The 24,876-nt window shown below is 68.5% G+C and carries 23 protein-coding genes and 1 other RNA gene; 11 read left to right on the top strand and 13 right to left on the bottom strand.

Annotation, left to right across the window (positions count from 1 at the left end):
• Nucleotides 1–121: 121 nt before the first annotated feature.
• The 5 genes from HWX00_RS02010 to ffs all read right to left on the bottom strand — a co-directional run bounded on the left by HWX00_RS02010 (nucleotide 122) and on the right by ffs (nucleotide 5,015).
• Nucleotides 122–1,327, bottom strand: coding sequence for a CaiB/BaiF CoA transferase family protein (locus HWX00_RS02010; protein ID WP_034188646.1), 1,206 nt, complete (start codon nucleotides 1,325–1,327; stop codon nucleotides 122–124).
• 48 nt (nucleotides 1,328–1,375) lie between these two features.
• Nucleotides 1,376–1,972 (bottom strand): recombination mediator RecR, encoded by a 597-nt coding sequence (gene recR, locus HWX00_RS02005; protein ID WP_006478665.1) that lies wholly within the window; start codon nucleotides 1,970–1,972, stop codon nucleotides 1,376–1,378.
• A gap of 31 nt (nucleotides 1,973–2,003) precedes the next feature.
• Complete coding sequence (locus HWX00_RS02000) at nucleotides 2,004–2,330, bottom strand: YbaB/EbfC family nucleoid-associated protein (protein ID WP_014896896.1); 327 nt, start codon at nucleotides 2,328–2,330, stop codon at nucleotides 2,004–2,006.
• A gap of 95 nt (nucleotides 2,331–2,425) precedes the next feature.
• The gene (locus tag HWX00_RS01995; protein ID WP_175868085.1) at nucleotides 2,426–4,789 is read right to left on the bottom strand and encodes a DNA polymerase III subunit gamma/tau; all 2,364 of its coding nucleotides are present in this window, start codon (nucleotides 4,787–4,789) and stop codon (nucleotides 2,426–2,428) included.
• A gap of 127 nt (nucleotides 4,790–4,916) precedes the next feature.
• Nucleotides 4,917–5,015: signal recognition particle sRNA small type (gene ffs, locus HWX00_RS01990), an RNA gene on the bottom strand.
• 390 nt (nucleotides 5,016–5,405) lie between these two features.
• On the opposite strand from ffs, the gene trxA reads away from it, so the two are divergent.
• The 8 genes from trxA (at nucleotide 5,406) to HWX00_RS01950 (ending at nucleotide 13,968) form a co-directional block, all read left to right on the top strand.
• Nucleotides 5,406–5,732, top strand: coding sequence for a thioredoxin TrxA (trxA, locus tag HWX00_RS01985; protein WP_006402348.1), 327 nt, complete (start codon nucleotides 5,406–5,408; stop codon nucleotides 5,730–5,732).
• 194 nt (nucleotides 5,733–5,926) lie between these two features.
• Nucleotides 5,927–7,189 carry a transcription termination factor Rho gene (gene rho, locus HWX00_RS01980; RefSeq protein WP_006478662.1) on the top strand — a complete coding sequence of 421 codons (1,263 nt, stop codon included), beginning with the start codon at nucleotides 5,927–5,929 and terminating at the stop codon, nucleotides 7,187–7,189.
• A 125-nt stretch (nucleotides 7,190–7,314) separates the two neighbouring features.
• Entirely contained in the window at nucleotides 7,315–7,815 is a 501-nt protein-coding gene (locus HWX00_RS01975) for a MerR family transcriptional regulator (protein ID WP_034188648.1), read from the top strand.
• The gene (locus tag HWX00_RS01970; RefSeq protein ID WP_175028814.1) at nucleotides 7,812–9,368 is read left to right on the top strand and encodes an MFS transporter; all 1,557 of its coding nucleotides are present in this window, start codon (nucleotides 7,812–7,814) and stop codon (nucleotides 9,366–9,368) included. Before HWX00_RS01975 ends, HWX00_RS01970 begins: the two co-directional genes overlap by 4 nt.
• 38 nt (nucleotides 9,369–9,406) lie before the next feature.
• On the top strand, nucleotides 9,407–10,240 hold the full coding sequence (locus tag HWX00_RS01965) for a M90 family metallopeptidase (protein WP_175028813.1): 834 nt from the start codon (nucleotides 9,407–9,409) through the stop codon (nucleotides 10,238–10,240).
• Between the two features lie 157 nt (nucleotides 10,241–10,397).
• Complete coding sequence (locus HWX00_RS01960) at nucleotides 10,398–10,661, top strand: type B 50S ribosomal protein L31 (RefSeq protein ID WP_034188651.1); 264 nt, start codon at nucleotides 10,398–10,400, stop codon at nucleotides 10,659–10,661.
• A gap of 110 nt (nucleotides 10,662–10,771) precedes the next feature.
• Complete coding sequence (locus HWX00_RS01955) at nucleotides 10,772–12,604, top strand: ArnT family glycosyltransferase (protein ID WP_175028812.1); 1,833 nt, start codon at nucleotides 10,772–10,774, stop codon at nucleotides 12,602–12,604.
• Between the two features lie 2 nt (nucleotides 12,605–12,606).
• Entirely contained in the window at nucleotides 12,607–13,968 is a 1,362-nt protein-coding gene (locus HWX00_RS01950) for an MATE family efflux transporter (protein ID WP_034188653.1), read from the top strand.
• Between the two features lie 11 nt (nucleotides 13,969–13,979).
• Here HWX00_RS01950 and lipA read toward each other — a convergent pair whose 3' ends face one another.
• The 6 genes from lipA to HWX00_RS01920 all read right to left on the bottom strand — a co-directional run bounded on the left by lipA (nucleotide 13,980) and on the right by HWX00_RS01920 (nucleotide 20,081).
• Nucleotides 13,980–14,945: a lipoyl synthase gene (gene lipA, locus HWX00_RS01945; protein WP_175028811.1), complete on the bottom strand. Its 966-nt coding sequence runs from the start codon at nucleotides 14,943–14,945 to the stop codon at nucleotides 13,980–13,982.
• A 2-nt stretch (nucleotides 14,946–14,947) separates the two neighbouring features.
• A complete protein-coding gene (locus HWX00_RS01940; protein WP_175028810.1) occupies nucleotides 14,948–16,063 on the bottom strand; it encodes an acetoin dehydrogenase dihydrolipoyllysine-residue acetyltransferase subunit in 1,116 nt (371 codons plus the stop codon).
• Between the two features lie 4 nt (nucleotides 16,064–16,067).
• Entirely contained in the window at nucleotides 16,068–17,072 is a 1,005-nt protein-coding gene (locus tag HWX00_RS01935; RefSeq protein ID WP_175028809.1) for an alpha-ketoacid dehydrogenase subunit beta, read from the bottom strand.
• Nucleotides 17,073–17,126: 54 nt separating this feature from the next.
• Nucleotides 17,127–18,110 carry a thiamine pyrophosphate-dependent dehydrogenase E1 component subunit alpha gene (locus tag HWX00_RS01930; protein ID WP_175028808.1) on the bottom strand — a complete coding sequence of 328 codons (984 nt, stop codon included), beginning with the start codon at nucleotides 18,108–18,110 and terminating at the stop codon, nucleotides 17,127–17,129.
• 76 nt (nucleotides 18,111–18,186) lie between these two features.
• Nucleotides 18,187–18,963 carry an SDR family NAD(P)-dependent oxidoreductase gene (locus HWX00_RS01925; RefSeq protein WP_175028807.1) on the bottom strand — a complete coding sequence of 259 codons (777 nt, stop codon included), beginning with the start codon at nucleotides 18,961–18,963 and terminating at the stop codon, nucleotides 18,187–18,189.
• Between the two features lie 59 nt (nucleotides 18,964–19,022).
• Nucleotides 19,023–20,081, bottom strand: coding sequence for an ATP-NAD kinase family protein (locus HWX00_RS01920; protein WP_175028806.1), 1,059 nt, complete (start codon nucleotides 20,079–20,081; stop codon nucleotides 19,023–19,025).
• A 519-nt stretch (nucleotides 20,082–20,600) separates the two neighbouring features.
• Between HWX00_RS01920 and HWX00_RS01915 the strand changes: the two genes are divergently transcribed.
• Entirely contained in the window at nucleotides 20,601–22,517 is a 1,917-nt protein-coding gene (locus HWX00_RS01915) for a sigma-54-dependent Fis family transcriptional regulator (RefSeq protein ID WP_175028805.1), read from the top strand.
• Nucleotides 22,518–22,536: 19 nt separating this feature from the next.
• Here the strand turns inward: HWX00_RS01915 and HWX00_RS01910 are convergent, their stop codons facing one another.
• Together HWX00_RS01910 and HWX00_RS01905 are read right to left on the bottom strand one after the other, a co-directional pair.
• Nucleotides 22,537–22,971, bottom strand: a complete 435-nt coding sequence (locus tag HWX00_RS01910) for a carboxymuconolactone decarboxylase family protein (protein WP_034188661.1) — start codon at nucleotides 22,969–22,971, stop codon at nucleotides 22,537–22,539.
• On the bottom strand, nucleotides 22,955–23,416 hold the full coding sequence (locus HWX00_RS01905; protein ID WP_034188662.1) for a MerR family transcriptional regulator: 462 nt from the start codon (nucleotides 23,414–23,416) through the stop codon (nucleotides 22,955–22,957). Before HWX00_RS01905 ends, HWX00_RS01910 begins: the two co-directional genes overlap by 17 nt.
• A gap of 286 nt (nucleotides 23,417–23,702) precedes the next feature.
• Between HWX00_RS01905 and HWX00_RS01900 the strand changes: the two genes are divergently transcribed.
• Together HWX00_RS01900 and HWX00_RS01895 are read left to right on the top strand one after the other, a co-directional pair.
• Nucleotides 23,703–24,314 carry a ComEA family DNA-binding protein gene (locus HWX00_RS01900; RefSeq protein ID WP_034188663.1) on the top strand — a complete coding sequence of 204 codons (612 nt, stop codon included), beginning with the start codon at nucleotides 23,703–23,705 and terminating at the stop codon, nucleotides 24,312–24,314.
• Nucleotides 24,315–24,402: 88 nt separating this feature from the next.
• Nucleotides 24,403–24,834 carry a YidB family protein gene (locus tag HWX00_RS01895; RefSeq protein ID WP_175028804.1) on the top strand — a complete coding sequence of 144 codons (432 nt, stop codon included), beginning with the start codon at nucleotides 24,403–24,405 and terminating at the stop codon, nucleotides 24,832–24,834.
• Nucleotides 24,835–24,876: the final 42 nt, after the last annotated feature.

The following is a 24,876-nucleotide window of genomic DNA, read 5'->3' as shown; positions in this document are numbered from 1 at the left end:
GCCGCATTGCGCGGCGGCCTTCCGCATGCCCGGGAAAACGCGTGGCTGCCCCGGGTTTTCCTTCTCGAAAGCCGTCCCGTCGCGGATCTGGCGCGACGCGACAGGTCCGCGGGCGCTTCCCCTAGATCGCGCCCGCTTCGCGCAGCGCGGCGATCGCCTGCGCGTCGTAGCCGAGGCCGCGCAGCACCTCGTCCGTATGCTCGCCGAGTTCCGGCCCGAGCCAGCGCGTTTCACCCGGCGTATCCGACAGCTTCGGCGTGATGTTCGGCAGCGGAATGTCGGTACCGTCGGCCAGCTTGAAACGCTGGATCATCTGCCGCGCGACGAACTGCGGATCGGTGAACATGTCGGCGGCGCTGTAGATGCGCCCGGCCGGCACGTCGGCCGCGTTGAGCACGACGAGCGCCTCGTCGATCGTGCGCGGCGCGAGCCACGCGGCGATCGCGTCGTCGATCTCCTGCGTACGCGGCACGCGCCCGTCGTTTTGCGCAAGCGCGGGATCGTCGGCGAGGTCGTCGCGTTCGATGGCCTTCATCAGCCGCTTGAAGATCGGGTCGCTGTTGCCGCCGATCACGATGCTGCCGTCGCGGCACGCATAGGTATTCGACGGCACGATGCCCGGCAGCGACGCGCCGGTGCGCTCGCGCACCATCCCGTACACGCCGTATTCGGGCACCACGCTTTCCATCATGTTGAAGACGGCCTCGTACAGTGCAACGTCGACCACCTGCCCCGCGCCGCCGTTGACCTTGCGGTGATGGAGCGCCATCAGCGCGCCGATCACGCCGTGCAGCGCGGCGATCGAATCGCCGATCGAGATGCCGATGCGCGGCGGCGGCAGATCGGGATAACCGGTGATGTGACGCAGCCCGCCCATCGATTCGGCGATCGCGCCGAAGCCGGGCCGGTCGCGGTACGGGCCCGTCTGACCGTAGCCGGACAGGCGCACCATCACGAGGCCCGGGTTGTCGGCCGACAGCACGTCGTAGCCGAGCCCGAGCTTCTCGAGCAGGCCCGGACGGAAGTTTTCGATCACGATGTCGGCCTCGCTCGCGAGCTGACGCGCGATCGCCTTGCCGGCGTCGGCTTTCAGGTTGAGCGTGACCGATTTCTTGTTGCGCGCCTGGACGGACCACCACAGCGACGTGCCGCCCTGCTCCGGGTGGAGCTTGCGCCACTTGCGCAGCGGGTCGCCGCCGTTCGGATCCTCGATCTTGATCACTTCCGCGCCGAATTCGGCGAACAGCCGCGATGCGAACGGCCCCGCGATCAGCGTTCCGAATTCGAGCACTTTAACGCCCGCGAGCGGGCCCTGGGTGGTGCTCATGTGTCTCCCTGGCATGAGGAACGGCGCCGCCTGCCGGCGGCGCCCGGCTTACATCGTGCGGCGATCGAGCATCGCGCGGGCGATGGTGCCCGCGTCGACGTATTCGAGCTCGCCGCCGACCGGCACGCCTCGCGCGAGACGCGTGACCGCGAGGCCGCGCGCCTTCAGCGTCTGGCCGAGGTAATGGGCGGTGGCTTCGCCCTCGTTCGTGAAGTTGGTCGCGAGGACGACCTCCTTGACGACACCGTCGGACGCGCGCCGCACGAGGCGGTCGAAATGGATTTCCTTCGGGCCGATCCCGTCGAGCGGGCTCAGTCGCCCCATCAACACGAAATACAGCCCGCGGTACGTCATCGTCTGCTCGAGCATGATTTGATCGGCAGGCGTCTCGACGACGCACAGCAGCGTCGGATCACGCTCCTCGTCGCTGCAGACCTCGCAGATCTGCGCTTCGGTGAACGTGTTGCACTTCTCGCAGTGCTGCAGGTGCTCGGTCGCGAACAGCAGCGACCGGCCGAGCCGCTCCGCGCCCTCGCGGTCGTGCTGCATCAGGTGGACCGCCATGCGCTGCGCGGATTTCGGCCCGACGCCGGGCAGCACACGCAACGCTTCGACGAGAGCGGACAGGGCGGACGGCTGTTTCATACGGCGGCAAACGGTGGCACGGACGCCGCGCTCAGAACGGCAGCTTGAAGCCCGGGGGCAGCGGCAGGCCCGACGTCATGCCGCTCATCTTTTCCTGCGACGTCGCTTCGGCCTTGCGCACCGCGTCGTTGAACGCCGCGGCGACGAGATCCTCGAGCATGTCCTTGTCGTCCGCGAGCAGGCTCGGGTCGATCGCGACGCGACGCACTTCGTTGCGGCACGTCATCGTCACCTTGACGAGGCCGGCGCCCGACTGCCCTTCGACTTCGATCAGCGCAAGCTGCTCCTGCATCTTCTTCATGTTTTCCTGCATTTGCTGCGCTTGCTTCATCAGTCCGGCGAGGTTGCCTTTCAACATGGGAATACTCCTTCTTGATCGTGTGAAAACCGGCACGCGGCGCGTGCCGGCCAATGTGTGCGGGGCGTGATTGTGCCTGTCGCGGGGCGGTCAGTTCAATGCAGCGTCGGCGGCACGCCGTCCGGCGCCGAATCGGCGAGCGGACGGATCGAGCCGTCGACGATGCGCGCACCGAAGTCGCGCACGAGCTGCTGGACGAACGGATCGCCGTGAATCTCCTGCTCGGCCTCGCGCTGGCGTGCCGCGCGCGCGGCCGCGTCGAGCGCCGCCGCGGTGCGCCGCGCGGGCCCGACCTCGACGGCTACCTCGACCGGCTTGCCGAGCGCATCGGCCAGCGCCGCCTTCAGCTTCGCCACCTGCGCGGCGTCCGCGTACTGCGGCACCGGCACCGAAAGTTTCAGGGTGGTCGCATCGACGGCCGTCAGTTCGCTGTTGAACGCGAGCTGGTACGCGACGCCCTTCAGCGGCAGGCGCGCGGCCAGCGCCGGCCATTCGCCGTCGAAACCGACCGGATCCAGCGCGATCGCGGGCGGCAACGGGCGCGTGTCGACCGGCGCGGACGGACGCGCTTCCGCCGGCTTCGGCATCACGCGCACATCGTCGGGGCCGCTGTCGAACACCGGCACGAAGCCGTCGTCAGGGCCACCGAACATCTCGTCGGCGCTGAGCGGCACGTAGTCGTCGGGCGGGATGTCCTCCCACGGCGGCGACGTCGGGCGCGCATCGGCAGCCTGCGGCGCACGGGCGGCAGCACGCGGCGTCGGCACCTGCACGGCGGGACGCGGCGCGGCCGGCTTTTCGACGACCGGCTGGGCGGCCGGCTTCGGCGCGGCGCCCGCACGCCCGCGATCGGACGACACGCGCATTCCTGCATTGCGCAGCACGTCGAGCGCGGCGGCGGCTCCGCCTGCGCGCGCGGCCGGACGGGCAGCCGGTTCCGGCGACGCAGCGCGCGGTGCCGGCGCGGCCGGTGCGGCCGGCTCCTCGATTCGCGATGCAACCGCGGCGACGCCGGCCGCGGGCGGCTCGGGTTCGTTGCGGGCGGGTGGCGGCACGTCGCTGGCCGGCGCCGCTTGCTGCGCGGCATCCGTTCCAGCCGGCTGCGTTTCGACGACAGGTGCGTCGACCGGCGCAGGCGCCTGCGCCTGAACGGCAACCGGCTTCGCCGCCGGCGGGCTGGCTTCTTCGCCGGATCGAGCCGGCGCCGGACGCGCGGCGGGGACGATCGGCGCAGCCGCCGCAGCCGGCGGACGCGCCGCCTCGGCGGGCGCAGCCGACACCGGCTTCGCCGCAGCGGCCGATGCCGCGGCAGCGCGCGGAGCCGGCACGGCACGCGGCACGGACGGCTGGCCGCCCGGCGCACCGCCGGCGGCAACAGCCGGCTCGAACGCGAGCATCCGCAGCAGCGTCATCGTGAAACCGGCATATTCGTCCGGCGCGAGACCGAGCTCCGCGCGACCGACCGTCGCGATCTGATAGAACAACTGAACCTGCTCGGGGCTCAACGCCTCCGCGAAGCGGCGCAGGTCGGCCGCTTCCGGCCATTCGTCGAGTACCGATCCCGGCGCGAACTGCGCCCACGCGATCCGGTGCAGCAGGCTCGCGAGATCCTGCAGCGCGGTCGAGAACGACAGGCTGCGCAGCGACATTTCGTCGGCGATCGTCAGGATTTCGGGGCCGCTGCCGGCCGCGAGCGCGTCGAGCAGGCGCACCATGTAAGTCTGGTCGAGCGCGCCGAGCATGCCCGACACGGCCGACTCGGTCACTTCGTTCGCCGAATAGGCGATCGCCTGGTCGGTGAGCGACAGCGCATCGCGCATGCTGCCCTGCGCCGCACGCGCGAGCAGGCGCAGCGCCTGCGGCTCGAACGTGATGCGCTCTTCGCCGAGGATCCGCTCGAGATGCGACACGATGTGCCCGGCCGGCATCTGCTTGAGGTTGAACTGCAGGCAGCGCGACAGCACGGTGACGGGAATCTTCTGCGGATCGGTCGTCGCCAGGATGAACTTGACGTGCGGCGGCGGCTCTTCGAGCGTCTTCAGCATCGCGTTGAACGCGTGGTTCGTCAGCATGTGCACTTCGTCGATCATGTAGACCTTGAAGCGCGCATCGACGGGCGCGTACACCGCGCGCTCGAGCAGCGCGGCCATCTCGTCGACGCCGCGGTTGCTCGCGGCATCCATTTCGACGTAGTCGACGAAACGGCCCTCGTCGATCTCGCGACAGGCGCGGCACACGCCGCAGGGCTGCGACGTGACGCCGGTTTCACAGTTGAGCGCCTTGGCGAAGATCCGCGACAGCGTCGTCTTGCCGACACCGCGGGTTCCGGTAAACAGATAGGCGTGATGGAGACGCCCGCCGTCGAGCGCGTGCGTGAGCGCCCTGACGACGTGCTCCTGGCCGACGAGCGAAGCGAAATCCTTCGGACGCCACTTGCGTGCGAGAACTTGATAGGTCATCGGGAAATTGTATCAGTAACGCTGCGTCGCGCCGACACGCGAAACGGTGCGGAGAACGGGCAAGGTACGGGTCGAACGGAGTGTGACGCGGAAATAAAAAACGCCCGGCGAACGGGGCGAGAAGGAAGGTGACGAGCCCAACCCTCGGCACTGGCGGAAAACGATTGTGGCTGCTTCGTTCCCGACCTGACCAGGTTCACCGCCCCACCATGCGAGGAGGCCCGTCACGCCATATTCTATCACCGCTCCCGGACAAATGCGACCGTTTGTTCGCCTCAATGCAAATATCGCCGGGCAAACCGGCGCGCCATCCGTTCGCACGACGCACATGCGCACCCGCCCCTTGTAATCCGCCGGCCAGCCTCCACCTGCGTCGCACAACGGTCGAACGCCGCGTCGTACCCCTACTCGCGTAGCGGCTACTATCGCCGCCCGCAGCAGATAGCAATTTAGGCTAATATGACGCCCGAACGACCCGCGAGCCGCGGCATGCAGCGCCCACGCCTCTCCTTTCCGGGGAGCGGAGTGACCTGCCGCAGCGGCCGGCAGCCTACGGCGGCCGGTACGCCGCAACGCGCAAGCAGGCAGTCCCCGAACCGTAAGAGGTATTGACCCAATGAGCGAACAGATCAAACACATCAGCGACGCATCGTTCGAACAGGACGTCGTCAAGTCCGACAAGCCCGTGCTCGTCGATTTCTGGGCCGAATGGTGCGGCCCGTGCAAGATGATCGCCCCGATCCTCGACGAAGTCGCGAAGGACTACGGCGACAAGCTGCAGATCGCGAAAATCAACGTCGACGACAACCAGGCGACGCCCGCGAAGTTCGGCGTGCGCGGCATCCCGACGCTGATCCTGTTCAAGAACGGCGCGGCCGCCGCGCAGAAGGTCGGCGCGCTGTCGAAGTCGCAGCTCACCGCATTCCTGGACAGCCACCTGTAATACGGGCAGGCTCACGGACGTGTTGTCAGCCGGCAACACGTCCGTCGCCAAGCCGCCGATCGCTCGCTCAAGCGCGAATCGGCCTATGCTAGAATTAAAAAACGTCGACAAGACGCATTTAAGTCTCTGAGCGCTTCCGCTCGCCCTCCTCCCTTATTTCTTTCGTCGCTTCTCCTCCCTGGCGGGTTCTCCGTATGCATTTATCCGAGCTCAAGTCTCTGCACGTCTCCGAACTGATCGAAATGGCCAATGGCCTGGAGATCGAAAACGCGAACCGCCTGCGCAAGCAGGAGTTGATGTTTGCCATTCTTAAAAAGCGCGCCAAGACGGGAGAGACGATCTTCGGCGACGGTACGCTCGAAGTGCTGCCGGACGGCTTCGGTTTCCTGCGCTCGCCGGAAATGTCGTATCTCGCCAGCACCGACGACATCTACATCAGCCCGTCGCAGATCCGCCGCTTCAACCTGCACACCGGCGACACCATCGAAGGTGAAGTCCGCACGCCGAAGGACGGCGAGCGCTACTTCGCGCTGGTGAAGGTCGACAAAGTCAACGGGCAGCCGCCCGAGGCCTCGAAACACAAGATCATGTTCGAGAACCTCACGCCGCTGCACCCGAACAAGCCGCTGTCGCTCGAGCGCGAAATGCGCGGCGAAGAAAACGTCACGGGCCGCATCATCGACATGATCGCGCCGATCGGCAAGGGCCAGCGCGGCCTGCTCGTCGCGTCGCCGAAGTCGGGCAAGACCGTGATGCTCCAGCACATCGCGCACGCGATCAAGCAGAACCACCCGGACGTGATCCTGTTCGTGCTGCTGATCGACGAACGCCCTGAAGAAGTGACCGAAATGCAGCGCTCGGTCGCCGGCGAGGTGATTGCCTCGACGTTCGACGAACCGGCCACGCGCCACGTCCAGGTCGCCGAAATGGTGATCGAGAAGGCCAAGCGCCTCGTCGAAATGAAGCACGACGTCGTGATCCTGCTCGACTCGATCACGCGTCTCGCCCGCGCGTACAACACCGTGATCCCGGCGTCGGGCAAGGTGCTGACGGGCGGTGTCGACGCGAACGCACTGCAGCGTCCGAAGCGCTTCTTCGGCGCGGCGCGCAACATCGAGGAAGGCGGTTCGCTGACGATCATCGGCACCGCGCTGATCGAAACCGGCAGCCGCATGGACGACGTGATCTACGAAGAGTTCAAGGGCACCGGCAACATGGAAGTGCACCTCGAGCGGCGTCTCGCGGAAAAGCGCGTCTACCCGTCGATCAACCTGAACAAGTCGGGCACGCGTCGCGAAGAAATGCTGATCAAGCCCGAGATCCTTCAAAAGATCTGGGTGCTGCGCAAGTTCATCCACGACATGGACGAAGTCGAGGCGATGGAATTCCTGCTCGACAAGATCCGCCAGACGAAGAGCAACTCCGAGTTCTTCGACCTGATGCGTCGCGGCGGCTGATCGCCCTCGCCTCGCAAAACGGCCGCCCGCGCATCCAGCCCGGCGGCCGTTTTTTCGCCTCAACCTGAACGTGAACGTACAGGTTGATCTATAATCGCGTCATCGCCCCGCCCCTGCGACGCCCGATGCCGAACGACACCTCCCCCGCACTGCTGACCGTGAGCGACGCCGCTTCGCGGCTCGGCGTCACGCCGCGCACGCTGAAATATTACGAAGAGCGCGGGCTCGTCACGCCGTCGCGCAGCGAAGGCCGCTACCGCCTCTACGACGAAGCCGATCTCGAGCGCTTCGCGCGCATCCTGCGGCTGCGCGCGCTCGGCTTCTCGCTGCACGGCATCACCGAAATGCTGAAGCGCCCGCTGGAAGAAACGGGGGACGGCCGGCGCCGCTATTCGGACGCGTCGCTGCGCGACATCCGCACGGGCCTCGCCGAACAGATCGACACGCTCGACCGGCGGATCGCGGCCGTCCAGCGCGAACTGAAGGAAGCCGTCGCACTGCGCAAGGAACTGCAGCACGACATCGACTACGTCGAACGGCGCCTCGCCGGCGAAAACCCCGACGCACTCATCGCGCAGCGGCGGGCCGAAGCCGGCACGCGACGCCCCCGCAAGGATCGCGAATGAACGCGGTGCCCGGCCGAGCGCCGCTGTGGAGCCGCGCCAACCTGCGCACGGACCTGTTTCCGTGGGCGCTCGCGCTCGTCACCGGCATCGACTATTTCGACAACGCGGTCTTCTCGTTCTTCGCGAGCTACATCGCGGGCGGCATCAACGCATCGCCCGACGAACTCGTCTGGTCGTCGAGCGCGTACGCGGTCACGGCCGTGCTCGGCATCCTGCAGCAGCAATGGTGGGTCGACCGGCTCGGCCATCGCCGCTACGTCGCCGGCTGCATGCTGATGTTCTCGTGCGGCGCGATCGCGTCGGCGCTCGCCGACACATCGCTGCAACTCGCGTTCGCGCGCGGTTTCCAGGGGTATTTCATCGGCCCGATGATGGGCGCCTGCCGGATCCTGATCCAGATCAGCTTCAAGCCGCAGGAACGGCCGCCCGCGACGCGGGCGTTCCTGATCATGATCCTGCTCGGCAGCGCGCTCGCGCCGATCGTCGGCGGACTGCTCGTCGCGCATTCGACCTGGCGTGCACTGTTCGCGTGCACGGCACCGGCCGGCATCGCCTTCGCGATCCTCGCGCTGCTCACGCTGCCCGACTCGGGCCGCACGCCCGACGACGAACGCGGCTCGGGACACTTCTGGCCGTACGTCGTATTCGCGCTCGCGCAGGGCGCGCTGCAGATCGTGCTGCAGCAGGTGCACTACCAGCTCTACAGCGGTTCACCGATGCTGATCCTGCTGACGATCGCGGGAGTCGGCGCGCTCGCGTGGTTCGCGTATCACCAGTGGAACCACCCGACGCCGCTCGTGCGGCTGCATGCGTTTCGCGAGCGGACCTTCCAGGTCGGGCTGCTGCTCTACATGTTCTATTACTACGAGACGACGGGGTTCAGTTACCTGACGTCGCGCTTTCTCGAAGGCGGGCTCGGCTATCCGGTCGAGAACGCCGGCCGCCTGGTGGGCACGATGTCGCTGATTTCGGCCACCGCGCTGTTCGCGTACCTGCGCTACGCGAAACTCGTCGCGCACAAGAAGTGGTTCGTCGTGCCGGGGTTCGCGATCGCCGTCGCGGCCGCGCTATGGATGACGCGCATGACGCCGCAGGTCGGCGAGGCCGCGCTGATCGTCCCGCTGCTGCTGCGCGGGCTGCTGCTGCTCTTCATCGTGCTGCCGGTCGCGAACCTGACGTTCCGGATCTTCGCGATCGACGAATACACGCACGGCTACCGGCTGAAGAACATCGTGCGGCAACTGACGATCTCGTTCGCGACGTCGTCGGTGATCATCGTCGAGCAGCACCGCGTCGCCGTGCACCAGACGCGGCTCGTCGAGCGTGCGAACGTGTTCGACCCGCTGTTCCAGCAGACCGCCGACGCGCTGACGCACAGCTACGCCGCGGCCGGCCACGCGCTGAACGAGGCGCACGCCCTCGCGATCGCGTCGATCGCGCGAATGGTCGCGCAACAGGCATCGTTCCTCGCATCGCTCGACGGGTTTTACTTCCTGGCGGGCGTCGCGCTGGTCGGCGGCCTCTTCGCGGCATGGCAAAAAGAGATCGATTGAGTTAAAAGACAGGCTTTGGATTATCGTCAGCCGTCTCCATGCTTTCAAAACTGACCCGCTGGTTCGACGACCGCCGCCGCGACCGCGCGCTGCGCAGCCACCCGATTTCCGACACGCTGTGGCGGGACACCGTCGAGCGCCTGCCGTTCCTCGCGGCGCTGGCGCCCGACGCGCTCGGCCGGCTGCGCGAGCTGACGAGCCTGTTCATCGCGAAGAAATCGTTCTCGACCGCGCACGGGCTGGCGCTGACCGACGAGATGATCGTCGCGATCGCCGCGCAGGCCTGCCTGCCCGTGCTGAATCTCGACCTGTCGCTGTACGACGGCTGGGTCGGCGTCGTCGTGTATCCGGGCGAATTCGTGATCCGCAAGACCGTGCAGGACGAGGACGGCGTCGTCCACGAGGTCGAGCAGGACGCGAGCGGCGAGGCCTGGGAAGGCGGGCCGGTGATCCTGTCGTGGGAAGACGCGCAGATGACGGACGGCCGGGACGCGTACAACGTCGTGATCCACGAATTCGCGCACAAGATCGACATGGTCAACGGCGCGGCCGACGGTTATCCGCCCCTATTTCGCCGCTGGCACGCGCCGCACCTCGACGCGCAGGCCTGGGCCGACGTGTTCGAACACGCGTACGACCAGTTCTGCGCACGCGTCGACGCGGTGCCGGACCGTGCATGGGCGCGCTTCGAGCGGGACTCGCTGATCGATCCGTATGCGGCCGACCACCCGTCGGAGTTCTTCGCGGTGTGCAGCGAGGCGCTGTTCGTGCGGCCGAAAGCGTTCGAGTCCGAATTTCCGGAGCTGTACAGGCTGCTCGCGCGTTACTACCGGCAGGATCCGGCCGGCACCGGCGCACTCGACGCACCGTGAAAATTATTCGTCAACCATCTGATTTTCTGGCATAATCGCCGTTTTTCGACCTTAGGCAAGTGGCTCGCGCCGGGCTTGACGTCAACCGAATCGCGCCAGTTTGGGCGGCAAGGCACGGCAAGCGGCGGGTTGGCTACCGCTCTCACCAAGGAAAATCATGAAACCTGGCATTCACCCGGACTACCGCGAAGTCGTCTTCCAAGACATGTCGAACGGCTTCAAGTTCATCACGCGCTCGACGATCCAGACGCGTGAAACCATCGACCACGAAGGCAAGACCTACCCGCTCGCCAAGATCGAAGTGTCGTCGGAATCGCACTCGTTCTACACGGGTCAGCAAAAGATCATGGACACGGCAGGCCGTGTCGAGAAGTTCAAGAACAAGTTCGGCGCACGCGCCAGCGGCAAGATCGCGAAGTAAGCTTCGCATCGGCATCGCACAAAAGGGCAGCCCAGGCTGCCCTTTTTCGTCTCTGCTCGCCCGGAAGCGTCCGGGCATCGACCTGACGCGGCGCGGCCGGCGCGTCTACAATGCCGGATGCTCGAAACCGGCTCGCCTGCGCGCAACCGCGCCAGGCGCCCGCCCATAACAAAACGCTCATCTGCATGAAGCCTGTCGTCCGTCTCACCGCCTCCGCCACGCGCGCGCTCCCGCGCTGGCTGCTGCTCACGCTCTGCCTCGTCTACGCGGCGTTCGGCCTGTTCGGCCGCGACCCGTGGAAAAACGAGGACGCGGCGGGCTTCGGCGTGATGTGGACGATGGCCAAGGGCAGCTGGCACGACTGGCTGCTGCCGAACCTGGTCGGCAAGTTCATCACGACCGACGGACCGCTCGGCTACTGGCTCGGCGCGCTGTCGATCCGCGGCCTCGGCCCGTGGGTCGATGCCAGCAACGCGTCGCGCGTCGACACCGGCGTGCTGTTCTGCGTCGCGTGCGCCTTCGTCTGGTACGCGGCCTACCTGCTCGGCCGGCGCGCCGAGGTGCAGCCGTTCAAATACGCATTCGGCGGCGAACCCGAGCCGCGCGACTACGGCCGCACGCTCGCCGACGGCGCGCTGCTGGTGCTCGTCGCGTGCTTCGGCCTCGCGGAACGCGGCCATGAAACGACGCCGCAGCTCGCGCAGTTCGCGTGGATCGCGATGCTCGTGTACGGAATCGTGCGCGGCATCGACAAGCCGCTGCAGGGCGCGCTGTGGTGGGGCGTCGCGATCGGCCTCGTCGCGCTGTCGGGCAACCCCGTGCTGGTCGCCGCGATGCTCGCCGGCACGGCCGCGCTGTGGCTCGTCACGCCCGAGATGCGCAACCTGCGCCTGCTGCTGGTCGGCGTGCCGCTCGCGGCCGCGATCTTCGCGCTGTGGCCGCTCGCCGCCTTCGTCGCGGCGCCCGACGACGCCGCCTGGTTCTTCAACCAGTGGATCCACGGCAGCCTGATGCGCTTCTCGGGGCCGCCGACCGCCGTGCTCGGCTATGCGGCGAAGAACCTGCCGCTGTTCACGTGGCCGGCGTGGCCGCTCGCGATCTGGGCCTGGTGGAGCTGGGCCGGCATGCGCCGCCGCGCGCACATCGCGATTCCGCTGTCGGTTGCCGTGCCGCTCGTCGCGCTCGTGATCCTGCAGAGCCAGCAGTCGAACCGCATGTACATGCTGCTGCTGCCGCCGCTCGCGGTGCTCGCGACGTTCGCGCTGCCGACCCTCAAGCGCGGCGCGATCAATGCGATCGACTGGTTCGCGGTGCTGAGCTTCACGATCCTCGGCACCTTCGTATGGCTCGTATGGCTCGCCTCGCTCACGGGCTTCCCGCATCCGCTCGCACGCAACCTCGCGCGGCTCGTGCCCGGCTACGAACCGCATTTCAAGATCCTGTCGTTCATCTGCGCGGTGATCGTCACGGTGTGCTGGTGCTTCCTCGCGCGCTGGCGCATCTCGCGACAGCCGAAGGTGCTGTGGCGCAGCGTCGTGCTGTCGGGCGCCGGCACCACGCTGATGTGGGTGCTGCTGATGACGCTGTGGCTGCCGATCGTCAACTACGGCCGGACCTATCGCGATGTCGCGCAACAGATCGCCGTGCACCTGCCGTCCGACTACGAGTGCATCTCGCCCGTGCGGCTCGGCGATGCGCAGATCGCGACCTTCGCGTATTTCGGCAACATGCACTTCGACTTCTCCGGCGACTGCGACGTGATCCTGCGCCAGGATCGTTCGGACTTCGGCGAGCCGAGCGCGATGTCGCAGTATGTGTGGCGCCTCGTGTGGGAAGGCCGCCGCGTCGCCGACCGCGATGAGCGCTTCCGCCTGTACGAGCGCATCGAGCGGCCGAAGACGCCCGTCAAGCGGCGTCCGCCGCGCCGCCAGGCGGCCGATTGACGATGTTCGGCGACATCCGCCGGATCGTCGGTCTCGCGTGGCCGGTACTCGTCGGCCAGCTCGCGATCATCGCGTTCGGCGTGATCGACACCGCGATGGTCGGCCGCTATTCGGCCGTCGATCTCGCCGCGCTCGGGCTCGGGTCGTCGATCTACGTGTCGATCTATATCGGCCTGACGGGCATCCTGTCCGCGCTGCAGCCGATCACCGGGCAGCTGTACGGCGCGCGGCGCTATGCCGAAATCGGCGAGGAAGTACGCCAGGCGCTGTGGCTCGCGCTGCTGCTCGCGATTCCCGGCTTCCTGCTGCTGCATTTTCCCGAGCCGCTGCTGCGCATCGCGCATGCGCCTGCCGCGCTGCACGAGCGCACCGTCGACTACCTGCGCATCCTGTCGTACGGGCTGCCCGCCAGCCTCGTCTTTCGCATCTACAACGCGCTGACCAACGCGGCCGGCAAGCCGCGGCTCGCGATGATCCTGCAGATCGGCGCGCTGCTGCTCAAGTTTCCGCTCAACGTGTGGTTCATCTTCGGCGGGTTCGGCGTGCCGGCCCTGGGCGGCCCGGGCTGCGGGCTCGCCAGCACGCTGATCAACTGGGCGCTCGCGCTGATCGGCTACACGCTGCTCGCGAAGCTCGACGTGTTCGCGCCGCTCGCGATCTTCTCGCGCTTCTGCTGGCCCGTCTGGGCACGCCAGAAGGCCATCCTCAAGCTCGGCGTGCCGATGGGCCTGTCGTACCTGATCGAGGTCACGTCGTACACCTGCATGGCGCTGTTCATCGCGCAGTTCGGCACGACGACGCTCGCCGGCCACCAGATCGCCGGCAACATCGGCGCGGTGCTGTACATGACGCCGCTGTCGATCGGCGTGGCGGCGTCGACGCTGGTCGCGCGCGCGCTCGGCGCCGGGCGCCCGGAAGAAGCGCGGCTGCTCGGCCGGCACAGCGTGATGTTCGCGTGCGGCGTGGCGGCCGCCTACGGCGTGCTCGTGTTCACGCTGCGCCCGCTGATCATCGGCGGCTATACGCCGAACCCGGCCGTCGCCGCGGCCGCGATGCCGCTCGTCGCGATCGTCGCGTGCTACCACTGCTTCGATGCGCTGCAGGTCACGTCGGCGTTCGTGCTGCGCGCGTACAAGGTCGCCGTCGTGCCGACCGTGATCTATGCGGTCGCGCTGTGGGGCATCGGCCTGAGCGGCGGCTACGTGCTCGGCTTCGACGTCGGCGGCATCGCTCCCGCATGGCTGACAGGCGCGCGCGGCTTCTGGTTCGCGAACACCGTCAGCCTGATGCTCGCGGGCGCCGGGCTCGTGCTGTACCTGCGCCGCGTGAGTCGTGCGCACGCCTCCGCCGCCACCGCCGCCTGACGCACGGCCCGCTACGCGTCCTCCAGCACGTCGGCCGCGTGATACGACGACCGCACGAGCGGGCCGGCGACGACTTCCCTGAAACCGAGTGCGAGCGCCTCGCCGCGCCACGCGGCGAACGCCTCCGGGCTCACGTAACGCCGCACCGGCAGATGGTGCGCCGACGGCGCGAGATACTGGCCGAGCGTCAGCACGTCGACGTCATGCGCGCGCAGGTCGCGCAGCGTGTCGCGCACTTCGTCGTCACGCTCGCCGAGCCCGAGCATCAATCCCGACTTCGTCACCAGCCCCGGCCGCGCGCGCTTGGCCTGCAAGAGCAGGTCGAGCGAACCGCGATAGTCGGCGCCCGGCCGCGCCGCGCGATAGTGCGACGGCACCGTCTCGACGTTGTGGTTGAACACGTCCGGCCAGGCCGTCGACAGCGCATCGAGCGCACGCGCCACGCGGCCGCGGAAGTCCGGCGTCAATACCTCGACACCGATGCCGGGCACGCTCGCGCGCACCGCCGCGATGCACGCGGCGAAATGCGCGGCGCCGCCGTCGCGCAGGTCGTCGCGATCGACCGACGTGATCACGACGTAGCGCAGCCCGAGCGCGGCGGCCGCGGCGGCCAGCCGTGCCGGCTCGTCGGGATCGAGCGGCTCGGGACGGCCGTGCGCGACATCGCAGAACGGGCAGCGCCGCGTGCACAGGCCGCCCATGATCATGAAGGTCGCGGTGCGCTGCGCGAAGCATTCACCGATGTTCGGACACATCGCCTCCTCGCAGACGGAATGCAGCCGATGCTCGCGCAGCACGGCGGCCATGTCGGCCACCGCCGCGCTCATCATCGGCCGCGCGCGCAGCCACGACGGCTTCGGCAGCGCCGCGCCGGCCGCGAGCTCGACGCGCACCGGAATGCGCGCGAGCTTGTCGCGGCTGCGCGCGCCCGGCTGGCCGAGCGCCGTGAGGCTGGAGCGTTCGGGCGCGGCAGCCATCGTCACGCTCCGAGAAACGCGACGATCAGGCGGTTCACGTCGGCGGCCGCCTCCATCTGCACCATGTGCCCGCTGCCGGCGATCACCTCGGCACGCACGCCGTCAGGCAGGCCCCGCGCATGCTGGGCGGGAATCACCTGGTCGCGCTCGCCCCAGATCACGAGCGTGCGCGGCGCAAGCGTCGCGAGCCGGTCGCGGAACACGCGCCGCTGGGCGGCGCCGTCGAACACGGCGTTCGCGATCTTCTCCAGTGCGGCCTGCACGCCTTCGAGCCGCTTGTACTTGACGAGATCCTCGACGAGCTGCCGCGTCACCAGCGCGTGGTCGGCGAACAGCGCGCCGAGGTGCGGCTTCAGCGTGTTGCGGCTGTTGCCGGCGACGAAGCCGTCGATGTAGGCACGGTTGATGTCGGTGCCGAGCCCCGCGCTCGCGATCAGCGTCAGCGACGCGACCCGTTGCGGCGCGCGCTCGGCCGCCGCCATCGCGACCGCGCCGCCCATCGAATGGCCGATCAGGTGCGCGTGCTCGATGTGCTGCGCATCGAGCAGCGCGAGCACCGCATCGGCGAGTTCGTCGAGGCTGCCCGTATCGAGCGCCTTGCCCGACTCGCCGTGACCGGGCAGGTCGAGCGCCCACACCGGCCGGTGCACGGCGAGTTCCGCGTGATTGAACAGCCAGTTGTTCAGGTCGCCGCCGAAGCCATGGATCAGCACGGCAGGCGTGCCTGCCCCGTCGCCGAGCTTCAGGAAGCGCACCGTGCGGCCGCCGATCTGCGCCTTCTCGGGCTGCGGGCCGGCAGCCTCGTCGGTGGCGGCGCTCGGTACGAAATCGCGCTGGAAGTCGGCGATCGCCGCATCGATGTCGGCATCGCTCGCCTCGGCGGCCGCGACGACGCCGAGCAGCGCGCCGACCGGCAGCGTCTCGCCTTCCTGCGCGACCTGCCGGCGCAGCGTGCCGTCGAACGCGCACTCGACGCCCGACGAGATCTTGTCGGTCTCGACGTCGAGCAGCTCATCGCCCTTCGTCACGCGTTCGCCGATCGCCTTCAGCCAGCCGTTGACCTGCCCCTGCTCCATCGACAGCCCCCACTTGGGCATCGTGATCATGTGAATCGACATCGTGTCAGCTCCTCGTCTTCAGGACCGCCTGCCCAATCGCATCGGCGGACGGGATGTACAGGTCTTCCAGCACGCTCGCGAACGGCGCCGGCGTATGCGGCGCGGTGACGAGCCCGATCGGCGCCTTCAGCGAATGGAACGCGCGCTGCGCGACGAGCGCGGCGATGTCGGTCGCGATCGAGCAGCGCGGATTCGCTTCGTCGACGACCACCACGCGCCCCGTGCGTTCGGCGCTTTCGAGAATCGTCTCCTCGTCGAGCGGCGACGTCGTGCGCAGGTCGATCACGTCGCACTGGATGCCGTCCTTCGCGAGCTTCGCGGCCGCGTCCATCGCGAGATGCACCATCCGGCCATACGTGACGATCGTCACGTCGTCACCGTCGCGAACCACGTTCGCCTCGCCGAACGGAATCGCATAGGACTCCTCCGGCACGTCGCCTTCGCGCGTATAGAGCAGCTTGTGTTCGAGGAAGATCACGGGATCGTTGTCGCGGATCGCCTGGATCAGCAGCCCCTTGGCGTCGTACGGCGTCGACGGGCACACGACCTTCAGCCCGGGAATGTGCGTGAACAGCGACGTCAGCATCTGCGAGTGCTGGGCGGCCGCGCGCAACCCGGCGCCGTACATCGCGCGAATCACGACCGGCGTCACGGCCTTGCCGCCGAACATGTAGCGGAATTTCGCGGCCTGGTTGAAGATCTGGTCGAAGCACACGCCCATGAAATCGATGAACATCAGTTCCGCGACGGGCCGCATCCCGCATGCGGCCGCGCCGACCGCCGCGCCGATGTAGCCGCCCTCCGACAGCGGCGTATCGAGCACGCGGCCCGGAAACTTGTGGAACAGCCCTTTCGTCACGCCGAGGACGCCGCCCCATGCGTCGTCCTCGCCCGGCGCGCCCGCGCCGCCCGCGTTGTCCTCGCCCATCACGATCACGCTGTCGTCGCGCGCCATTTCCTGCGCGAGCGCTTCGTTGATCGCCTGCGAATAAGTAATCTTCCTTGCCATGTCTGTCTCCTGGAATGTTCGGTTTGCCGTGCCGGCCGCGATGTCAGGCCGCGCTCACAGATACGACACGTAGACGTCGGCCAGCAGGTCGGCGGCATCCGGCACCGGCGCGGCCTTCGCCTGCGCGACCGCGTCGTCGATCAGCGCCTTGACCTGCGCGTCGACCGCGCGCAGGTCGGCCGTCGTCAGCGCTTCGGCACGCACGACACGCGTCTCGAAATGCTTCAGGCAGTCCTTCTCGTCGCGCAGCTTCTGTACCTCGCCCGGCGCGCGGTAGGTTTGCGCATCGCCTTCGAAATGGCCGAAATAGCGCGTGAACTTCACCTCGACCAGCGTCGGGCCGCCGCCGTTGCGCGCGCGCTCGACGGCTTCGCCGAGCGCTTCGTGCACCGCGAAGAAGTCGAAGCCGTCGACGATCACGCCCGGCATCCCGAACCCGTTCGCGCGGTCGGCGATGTTGTCGGTCGCGACCGACCAGCTCGACGACGTCGCTTCCGCGTAGCCGTTGTTTTCGGCGACGAAGATCGCGGGCAGGCGCCACACCGACGCCAGGTTCATCGATTCGAAGATCACGCCCTGGTTCGACGCGCCGTCGCCGAAGAAGCACACGCCGACACCGCCCGTCTTCTTGTGCTTCGCCGCGAGCGCCGCGCCGCACACGAGCGGGCCGCCCGCGCCGACGATCCCGTTCGCGCCGAGCATCCCCATCGACAGGTCGGCGATGTGCATCGAGCCGCCCTTGCCGTGGCAGACGCCCGTCTTCTTGCCGTAGATCTCGGCCATCATCCCGTGCACGTCGACGCCCTTCGCGATGCAATGGCCGTGACCGCGGTGCGTGGTGGCAACGTAGTCGGCGAGGCCGAGATGCAGCATCGTGCCGACCGCGGACGCCTCCTCGCCCGCGTACAGGTGAACGAAGCCGGGAATCTCGCCGGTCGCGAATTCGACGTGCAGGCGCTCCTCGAATTCGCGGATCGTGCGCATCAGCCGGTAGGCGTCCAGCAGCGTGTCCCTGCTGAGCTGGGTCGAAGCGGTCATGTGTGTCTCCTGGTAGGTTTGACTGCGAATGCCGCCGCGTCCGTGCCGCGGCGGCGGATTGCACGGCCGGCGGCCGTCAATGGAACGTGAAACCGCCGTCGACGTTCACGGCCTGGCCCGTCACGTTGTCCATCGTCGCGAAGAACAGCGCGAGCCGGCCCATGTCCTCCGGCGTCTGCGCGCGGCCCTGCGGGATCAGCGTCAACTGGTGCCGCTGCCACGATTGCTCGACCGTTTCGCCGTCGGTCTTCCATGCGTCGGACAACCGGTCCCACATGTCGGTCCGGACGATGCCGGGGCAGATCGCGTTGACGGTCACGCCGTCGCGCGCGAGTTCCTTCGCGAGCGCGTTGGTGAAGCCGACGACCGCGAATTTCGATGCGCTGTAGTGCGCGAGATTCGGAAAACCCTCCTTGCCCGCGATCGACGCGACGTTGATGATCCGGCCGCGACCCTGTGCCTTCAGGTGCGCGAGCGCCGCGCGGCAACCGAGGAACGTGCCCTTCGCGTTCACGTCCATCACGACATCCCAGTCGCGCTCGGTCAGTTCGGCGACCGGATGAATGCTGATCACGCCCGCGCAGTTCACGAGGATGTCGAGCCCGCCGAGTTCGGCGAGCGCGTGCGCGACCATCGCGTCGACCTGCGCGGCCTGCGTGACGTCGACCTTCGCGACCGCCGCCCGGCGGCCAAGCGCACGCACCTCGCGCGCGGTGGCGTCGAGCGCGTCGTCGAGCAGGTCGGCCAGCAGGATGTCGGCGCCCGCGCCGGCAAGCGTCAGCGCGATGCCGCGGCCGATGCCGCGCGCGCCGCCAGTGACGATGGCGACCTGTCCTTCGAGAACGGTTGTCATGACGATGTCTCCTTGAAAATCGTGCTGGATGGCGAAGCGTCCTGCATCAAACCGGATGCTCAGTCGCGCCACGCGCCGGCGCTGCGCAGCAATTGCCGCGACGACGCGTAGCGCAGCGTGCGGCCGACGTCGACCGTCAGCGGTCCGCGCCAGTCGAGCGAGATTTCGTAGCGCTCGCCGCGCGCGACCTCGATCTCGCGCTCGCCGTCGAACGCGAGCGTGCCGCGTTCGAACGGAATCACCTGCCACGTGTCCGGCTCGAGCCGCTCGCAACTGCGCATCACGACGCGATCGACGCGCCCCGGCGCGATCGGCGCGACGAGCGGCGTGCCGGCTGCCTTGCCGGCTTCCGCGAAGCGCATCGAAAGCCCGTGCGGCGCGCTGCGTTCGAGCGGCGCCCACGCGCCGCCGAGCGCGGACAGCCCGATGCCGTCCGGTTCCGCGAAGGTCAGGTAGAGCGCGTCGAGGTCGTCGGACCCGGAGATCGCACGTGCGCCGATGAAGCGCTGCCGCGCGGCGCACACGTCGACGAGCGCGATCTCCTCGCGCCCCGGCTGCGCGCCCGCCGCACAGCGCACGACGAGCCGCTTGTTGCGCACGAACGCGACCTCGGCGGGCACGGCGCCGGTCGCGGCGAGCCCTGCCGCGACGCCGGCGACGGTCGCCTCGCGATGTTCGGGAAACGCATTGTTGGTGCCGGTGGACAGCGCGACGAGCGGCGTCGCGCCGCAATGCGCGGCCACCGCGCGATGGGTACCGTCGCCGCCGAGCACGACGATCAGCGCGACTTCCATCCGGTGCAGGTACGCGGCGCCGGCCTGCGTGTCGGCGACGGTATCGGTGATCGGCAGGTCGACGAACTCGACCTCGGGCCAGCGTTCGTGCGGCGCGACCGCGCGATGCGTGTCGATCGCGCGCAGTAGCAGCGTCGCGATGCCCGTGCGGTCGCGCAGCGTCAGCACACGCTCGACGCCCATCGCACCGAGGCCGGCCAGCAGGCGCACGATCATGTTCGCCTTCTCGGCCGTCGGAAACACGGATGCATGCGTCGTGAGGCGGCGGATGTCGCGCCCCGATGCGGGGTTCGCGATCACGCCGACGGTAACGGGCGTCGTCACGGGTTCGTCTCCATCCAGTGGACCGGCCATGCCGGCCCGGTCTGTGTCGTCCGCTGCCATCGACGGGCGGCGGATCGTCGTCGCCGACGCGACCGCATCGGCTTGCCCGTGATCTCTGCAAGCGGCGTGCCATCGTCGCTGCGACGACCGCGGAACCCGCGTGCACACTGGCGCGACAGGCAGGCACGCGTTCGCGCTTCGTGACCGTGACGACACGGCACCTGGCGAATCCGCCCGTGCGTCTCACGCAGCCGATGCGACGAAACGATCGCCCCGGCCTCTGCGCTTGCGCGCCGCCCTGCCCGCAAACCCCGCACGCGCGCGGCTCGACGCGTGCGTCGGCCAGCCGGACGGCCACCGTGCGCCGCGCATGCGGATGTCTCACGCGCGCGAGACACGGCGAGCGACCGGTGAGACGAACGTCTCACGCCGGCCGCGTGCTGCGATGCAATGTGATCCGCCGAACCGGATGTGCTACAAGAACATCGCATTCCCCGCCGTACGGAACCGGAGCCGACCATGCCCTACGCCGTTCCCCAGGCCCAGCACGCCGACCGCGTGCTCGGCGCGCTCGCCGGACGCCTGCCCGCGCCGGCCGACTCCGCGCGCCTCGTGTCGTCGTGGCAACGGTCGCTGGAGCGCTACCGTCTCGACCCCGCTTCGTCGATCGGCCCGCGTGTGCTGACCGCGGCCGAGCTGCGCGAAGTGCGCGACAAGGAAGAGGCGTTCCTGCGCGCGTCGGGCCAATGCCTGACGCGGCTGCACGACATGATCCGCGTCGCCGACTACTGCGTGATGCTGACCGACGCGCACGGCGTGACGATCGACTACCGGATCGACCGCGAGCGCCGCAACGACTTCCGCCATGCGGGGCTGCACATCGGCTCGTGCTGGTCGGAAAGCGAGGAAGGCACCTGCGGCGTCGCGAGCGTGCTGACCGATCTCGCGCCGATCACCGTGCACAAGACCGATCACTTTCGCGCGGCGTTCACGACGCTCACCTGCAGCGCCGCGCCGATCTTCTCGCCGGGCGGCGAACTGATCGGCGTGCTCGACGCGTCGGCCGTGCATTCGCCCGACGGCCGCGACAGCCAGCGCCTCGTCTACCAGCTCGTGCGGCAAAGCGCGGCGCTGATCGAGGACGGCTACTTCGTGCACAGCACCGCGCAGCACTGGATCCTGTTCGGGCATCCGAACCGTCACTACGTCGAGGCGCAACCGGAATGGATGATCGCATTCGACGAATGCGGCAACATCGTCGCCGCGAACCGGCAGGCACGCGACACGCTGCCGGCGCTGCGCGAGCCGCGCCACATCGACGAGATCTTCGATGCGACCGAGATGCCGCTGCGCGATGTCGCGCGGCTCGATACGATCGTCGCGCTGCGGCTGCGCGCCACCGGCGCACCGCTCTATGCGCGGTTGCGGGCGCCGCTACGACGCGCGGGCCGCGAGCCCGGCACCGTATCGCGCCGCGCGGGCACCGCGCCGCGCAACGTCGGCGCGCTGACGCCGTTCCTGCACAGCAGCGATGCGCATATCGCGCAACAGGCCGAACTCGCGCTGCGGGTCGCGAGCAAACGGCTGCCGATTCTCGTGCTCGGCGAAACCGGTGCGGGCAAGGAGGTGTTCGCCCGCGCGATCCACGACGCCGGCGCACGGCGCGCGCGGCCGTTCGTCGCCGTCAACTGCGGCGCGCTGCCCGATGCGCTGATCGAGAGCGAACTGTTCGGTTATGCGGCCGGTGCGTTCACCGGCGCACGCAAGCACGGCGCGCGCGGCAAGATCGCGCTCGCCGACGGCGGCACGCTGTTTCTCGATGAAATCGGCGACATGCCGCTCGCGCTGCAGACGCGCCTGCTGCGCGTCCTCGCCGACGGCGAGGTCGTGCCGCTCGGCAGCGATACGCCCGTGCGCGTCGATCTCGACGTGATCTGCGCGACGCACCGCGATCTCGCGCGGATGGTGGCCGACGGGACCTTCCGCGAAGACCTGTACTACCGCCTGAGCGGCGCGACGTTCGAACTGCCGCCGCTGCGCGCACGCACGGACGTGCGCGACGTGATTGCCGCCGTATTCGCCGAGGAAGCGCAGGCGACCGGCCACGTGCTCACGCTCGATCCGACGCTCGCCGAACACCTCGCCGCGTACGCGTGGCCCGGCAACGTGCGGCAACTGCGCAACGTCCTGCGCTACGCGTGCGCGGTGTGCGACGCCGCGCGCGTGACGCGACGCGACCTGCCGGCCGAGCTCGCCGCTCAACTCGGCGGTGCTCCGCCGGGCGCGCTGCCCGACGACGAACGCGGCCGCATCGTCGCCGCGCTCACCGCGCATCGCTGGCGGCCCGACGCGGCCGCGCAGGCGCTCGGCATGTCGCGCGCGACGCTGTACCGGCGCATCGCGAAGTACCGGATCGTCGCACCGCACCGCGCGTGACGCGCGGGCGCACGCTCCGTCATGCGGGCTGCCCGGCCGCTTCGTTCGCATCGTCCGTCACGCCGGCCGTTTCGTCGCGCCGCTTGAACACCTCGTGCGCGGCAAACAACGCGTTCAGCGCGGCCGGCATCCCCGCATACACGGCCATCTGCATGAACACCTCGACGATCTCGTCGCGCGTGCAGCCGACGTTCAGCGCGGCCTCGATATGCACCTTCAACTGCGGCTGCGCGTTGCCGAGCGCGGCCAGCGCCGCGATCGTCGCGATTTCGCGCGCTTTCAGGTCGAGCTGCGGCCGGCTGTAGATGTCGCCGAAGCTGAATTCGACCAGGAGCCGCGCGAAGTCCGGCGCGATCGGCGCCAGCGCCGCGATCACGCGTTCGCCCGCTTCGCCGTCGATTTCCTTCAGTTTGTTCCAGCCGCGCGTGTAGCGATCCTCAACGAGTCGTTCCATCGTGTCCGTCCTGTTCCGATAAAGAGAGAGAAGGTTTCGCCCGTCGTTCCGTTTCCCGTTCCTGCGCCTCGTAGTACGCGATCTTGTCGCCGATCGCATCGAGGTTCGCCTGCAGCTCCGCGATATGCGCGCGCACCGCGTCGCGATGCGCGACCAGCAAGTCGCGCCGCGCGCCGAACGTCGACTCGCCCTGCTCGCGCAGCACCGCGAACGCCTGGATCTGCGCGATCGGCATGCCGGTCGCCTTCAGGCGCATCACGAAGGCCAGCCCGGCAAGGTCGGCCGGCGCATAGAGCCGGTGCCCGGCCGCCGTGCGCGAAATCGCGCGCAGCAGCCCGGCCTGCTCGTAGTACCGCAACGTGTGCGTCGACACGCCCGTCAGTTCGGCGACTTGCCCGATCGTCAGCGGACCGGCGGAGGAGGATGGGGATACGGTTTTCGACATGGCAGGAACAAGGTTAGGAGTTAGAGTTCACTCTAAGTCAAGCGTGATCGCACGGCCAGCGCGACGACGATCCGCTCGCCCCCGGCGACACCGTAAACAATGGTCAAAAGCGGCGCCCGGCGCGGGTTTCGGCCTTTACAGCACCGCAAGCCTTCAGCAAGATTCAGTCAGCCTGTCTTAAAAAGGGCACGCATTTGTCCTATGCTTAACGGCGACGCCCGGCCACCTCGCGCCCCGCCGTCCGTTGCAACAGCCATTCATCCGTCAGAACCAGGGAGCCTTTGCCATGCTGAAAAAGCTGCTGATGCTGTTCGTCGCGCTGTCGCTGTCGCTTGCCGCCGGCCTTGCCGCGGCCGTCGAAGTCAACACGGCCGACCAGGCCGCGCTCGAATCCGTGAAGGGTCTCGGGCCCGTGAAGTCGAAGGCGATCATCGACGAACGCACCAAGAACGGCCCGTTCAAGGACGCCGACGATCTCGCGAACCGCGTGAAGGGTCTCGGCACGAAGTCGGTCGGGCATCTGGAGGAAAACGGCCTGACGATCGGCGGCTCGTCGACGCCGCCGAAGGGCGTCAAGCTGTCGAAGCCGGCCGCAACGGCACCGGCCACCACGCCGGCCACGACCTCGGCGGGCACCGCGTCGACGTCCACGACCGCGACGGCCGGCACGACGGCTGCGACGCCGGCCCCGGCGGCCAGCGCACCGGATGCGGCGGCGAAGCCGGCCAAGGCGAAGCGCGCATCGAAGAAGGAAAAGGCAGCGGCAGCGGCGGCGGCATCCGCCGACGCGGGTGCGAGCGCCCCGGCCGCCGCGTCGTCCACGAAGGCGACGAAGGGTTCGAAGAAGAAGAGCAAGAAGGACAAGGCAGCCTCCGCCGCCGCGGCGTCGGGCGCCTGATGTGCGCCGCGCGCGCGACGGCGTGCGCGCGGCATTCGTTCAACGGGCGCCGTCGTCACGGCGCCCTTTTCAGTGAAGGTGAAGAACCATGGGTCTCCTCGACATCGTTGGCGGTCTGATCGGCGGCCAGGCCGGCGGCAACTCGCAAAGCGCGCTGATCACCACCGCGCTCGAATTCATCAACAACCAGCCGGGCGGCCTGAACGGCCTGATCGAGAAATTCAAGGCCGGTGGCGCCGGCGACATCATCGGTTCGTGGGTCGGCAACGGCGAAAACCAGCCGATCTCGGCCGACACGCTGCAGAACGTGCTGGGCTCCGACGTCGTCGGCTCGCTCGCGAGCAAGGTCGGCATCGACCCGTCGCAGGCCTCGTCGATCCTCGCGCAGGTGCTGCCGCACGTGGTCAACGGCGCGACGCCGAACGGCGAAGTGCCGGCCGGCGGCCAGGTCGACACGTCGAACGTGCTCGGCGCGCTCACGCAGCTCGCCGGCATGTTCGGCGGCAACAAGCAGGGCTGAGCGTCCCGGCCCGCGCGGCGGCCCGTTCGGCCGCCCCATAAG

This window comes from Burkholderia seminalis DSM 23518 (assembly GCF_902832885.1).
Lineage (GTDB): Bacteria > Pseudomonadota > Gammaproteobacteria > Burkholderiales > Burkholderiaceae > Burkholderia > Burkholderia seminalis.
This window is presented reverse-complemented; position numbering and strand designations above follow the sequence as displayed.

Excerpts from the sequence above, each read along its gene's own strand:
- HWX00_RS02010 (WP_034188646.1), bottom strand. The coding sequence starts at position 1,327 with ATGAGCACCACCCAGGGCCCGCTCGCGGGCGTTAAAGTGCTCGAATTC.
- recR (WP_006478665.1), bottom strand. The coding sequence starts at position 1,972 with ATGAAACAGCCGTCCGCCCTGTCCGCTCTCGTCGAAGCGTTGCGTGTG.
- HWX00_RS02000 (WP_014896896.1), bottom strand. The coding sequence starts at position 2,330 with ATGTTGAAAGGCAACCTCGCCGGACTGATGAAGCAAGCGCAGCAAATG.
- HWX00_RS01995 (WP_175868085.1), bottom strand. The coding sequence starts at position 4,789 with ATGACCTATCAAGTTCTCGCACGCAAGTGGCGTCCGAAGGATTTCGCT.
- trxA (WP_006402348.1), top strand. The coding sequence starts at position 5,406 with ATGAGCGAACAGATCAAACACATCAGCGACGCATCGTTCGAACAGGAC.
- rho (WP_006478662.1), top strand. The coding sequence starts at position 5,927 with ATGCATTTATCCGAGCTCAAGTCTCTGCACGTCTCCGAACTGATCGAA.
- HWX00_RS01975 (WP_034188648.1), top strand. The coding sequence starts at position 7,315 with ATGCCGAACGACACCTCCCCCGCACTGCTGACCGTGAGCGACGCCGCT.
- HWX00_RS01970 (WP_175028814.1), top strand. The coding sequence starts at position 7,812 with ATGAACGCGGTGCCCGGCCGAGCGCCGCTGTGGAGCCGCGCCAACCTG.
- HWX00_RS01965 (WP_175028813.1), top strand. The coding sequence starts at position 9,407 with ATGCTTTCAAAACTGACCCGCTGGTTCGACGACCGCCGCCGCGACCGC.
- HWX00_RS01960 (WP_034188651.1), top strand. The coding sequence starts at position 10,398 with ATGAAACCTGGCATTCACCCGGACTACCGCGAAGTCGTCTTCCAAGAC.
- HWX00_RS01955 (WP_175028812.1), top strand. The coding sequence starts at position 10,772 with ATGCCGGATGCTCGAAACCGGCTCGCCTGCGCGCAACCGCGCCAGGCG.
- HWX00_RS01950 (WP_034188653.1), top strand. The coding sequence starts at position 12,607 with ATGTTCGGCGACATCCGCCGGATCGTCGGTCTCGCGTGGCCGGTACTC.
- lipA (WP_175028811.1), bottom strand. The coding sequence starts at position 14,945 with ATGGCTGCCGCGCCCGAACGCTCCAGCCTCACGGCGCTCGGCCAGCCG.
- HWX00_RS01940 (WP_175028810.1), bottom strand. The coding sequence starts at position 16,063 with ATGTCGATTCACATGATCACGATGCCCAAGTGGGGGCTGTCGATGGAG.
- HWX00_RS01935 (WP_175028809.1), bottom strand. The coding sequence starts at position 17,072 with ATGGCAAGGAAGATTACTTATTCGCAGGCGATCAACGAAGCGCTCGCG.
- HWX00_RS01930 (WP_175028808.1), bottom strand. The coding sequence starts at position 18,110 with ATGACCGCTTCGACCCAGCTCAGCAGGGACACGCTGCTGGACGCCTAC.
- HWX00_RS01925 (WP_175028807.1), bottom strand. The coding sequence starts at position 18,963 with ATGACAACCGTTCTCGAAGGACAGGTCGCCATCGTCACTGGCGGCGCG.
- HWX00_RS01915 (WP_175028805.1), top strand. The coding sequence starts at position 20,601 with ATGCCCTACGCCGTTCCCCAGGCCCAGCACGCCGACCGCGTGCTCGGC.
- HWX00_RS01910 (WP_034188661.1), bottom strand. The coding sequence starts at position 22,971 with ATGGAACGACTCGTTGAGGATCGCTACACGCGCGGCTGGAACAAACTG.
- HWX00_RS01905 (WP_034188662.1), bottom strand. The coding sequence starts at position 23,416 with ATGTCGAAAACCGTATCCCCATCCTCCTCCGCCGGTCCGCTGACGATC.
- HWX00_RS01900 (WP_034188663.1), top strand. The coding sequence starts at position 23,703 with ATGCTGAAAAAGCTGCTGATGCTGTTCGTCGCGCTGTCGCTGTCGCTT.
- HWX00_RS01895 (WP_175028804.1), top strand. The coding sequence starts at position 24,403 with ATGGGTCTCCTCGACATCGTTGGCGGTCTGATCGGCGGCCAGGCCGGC.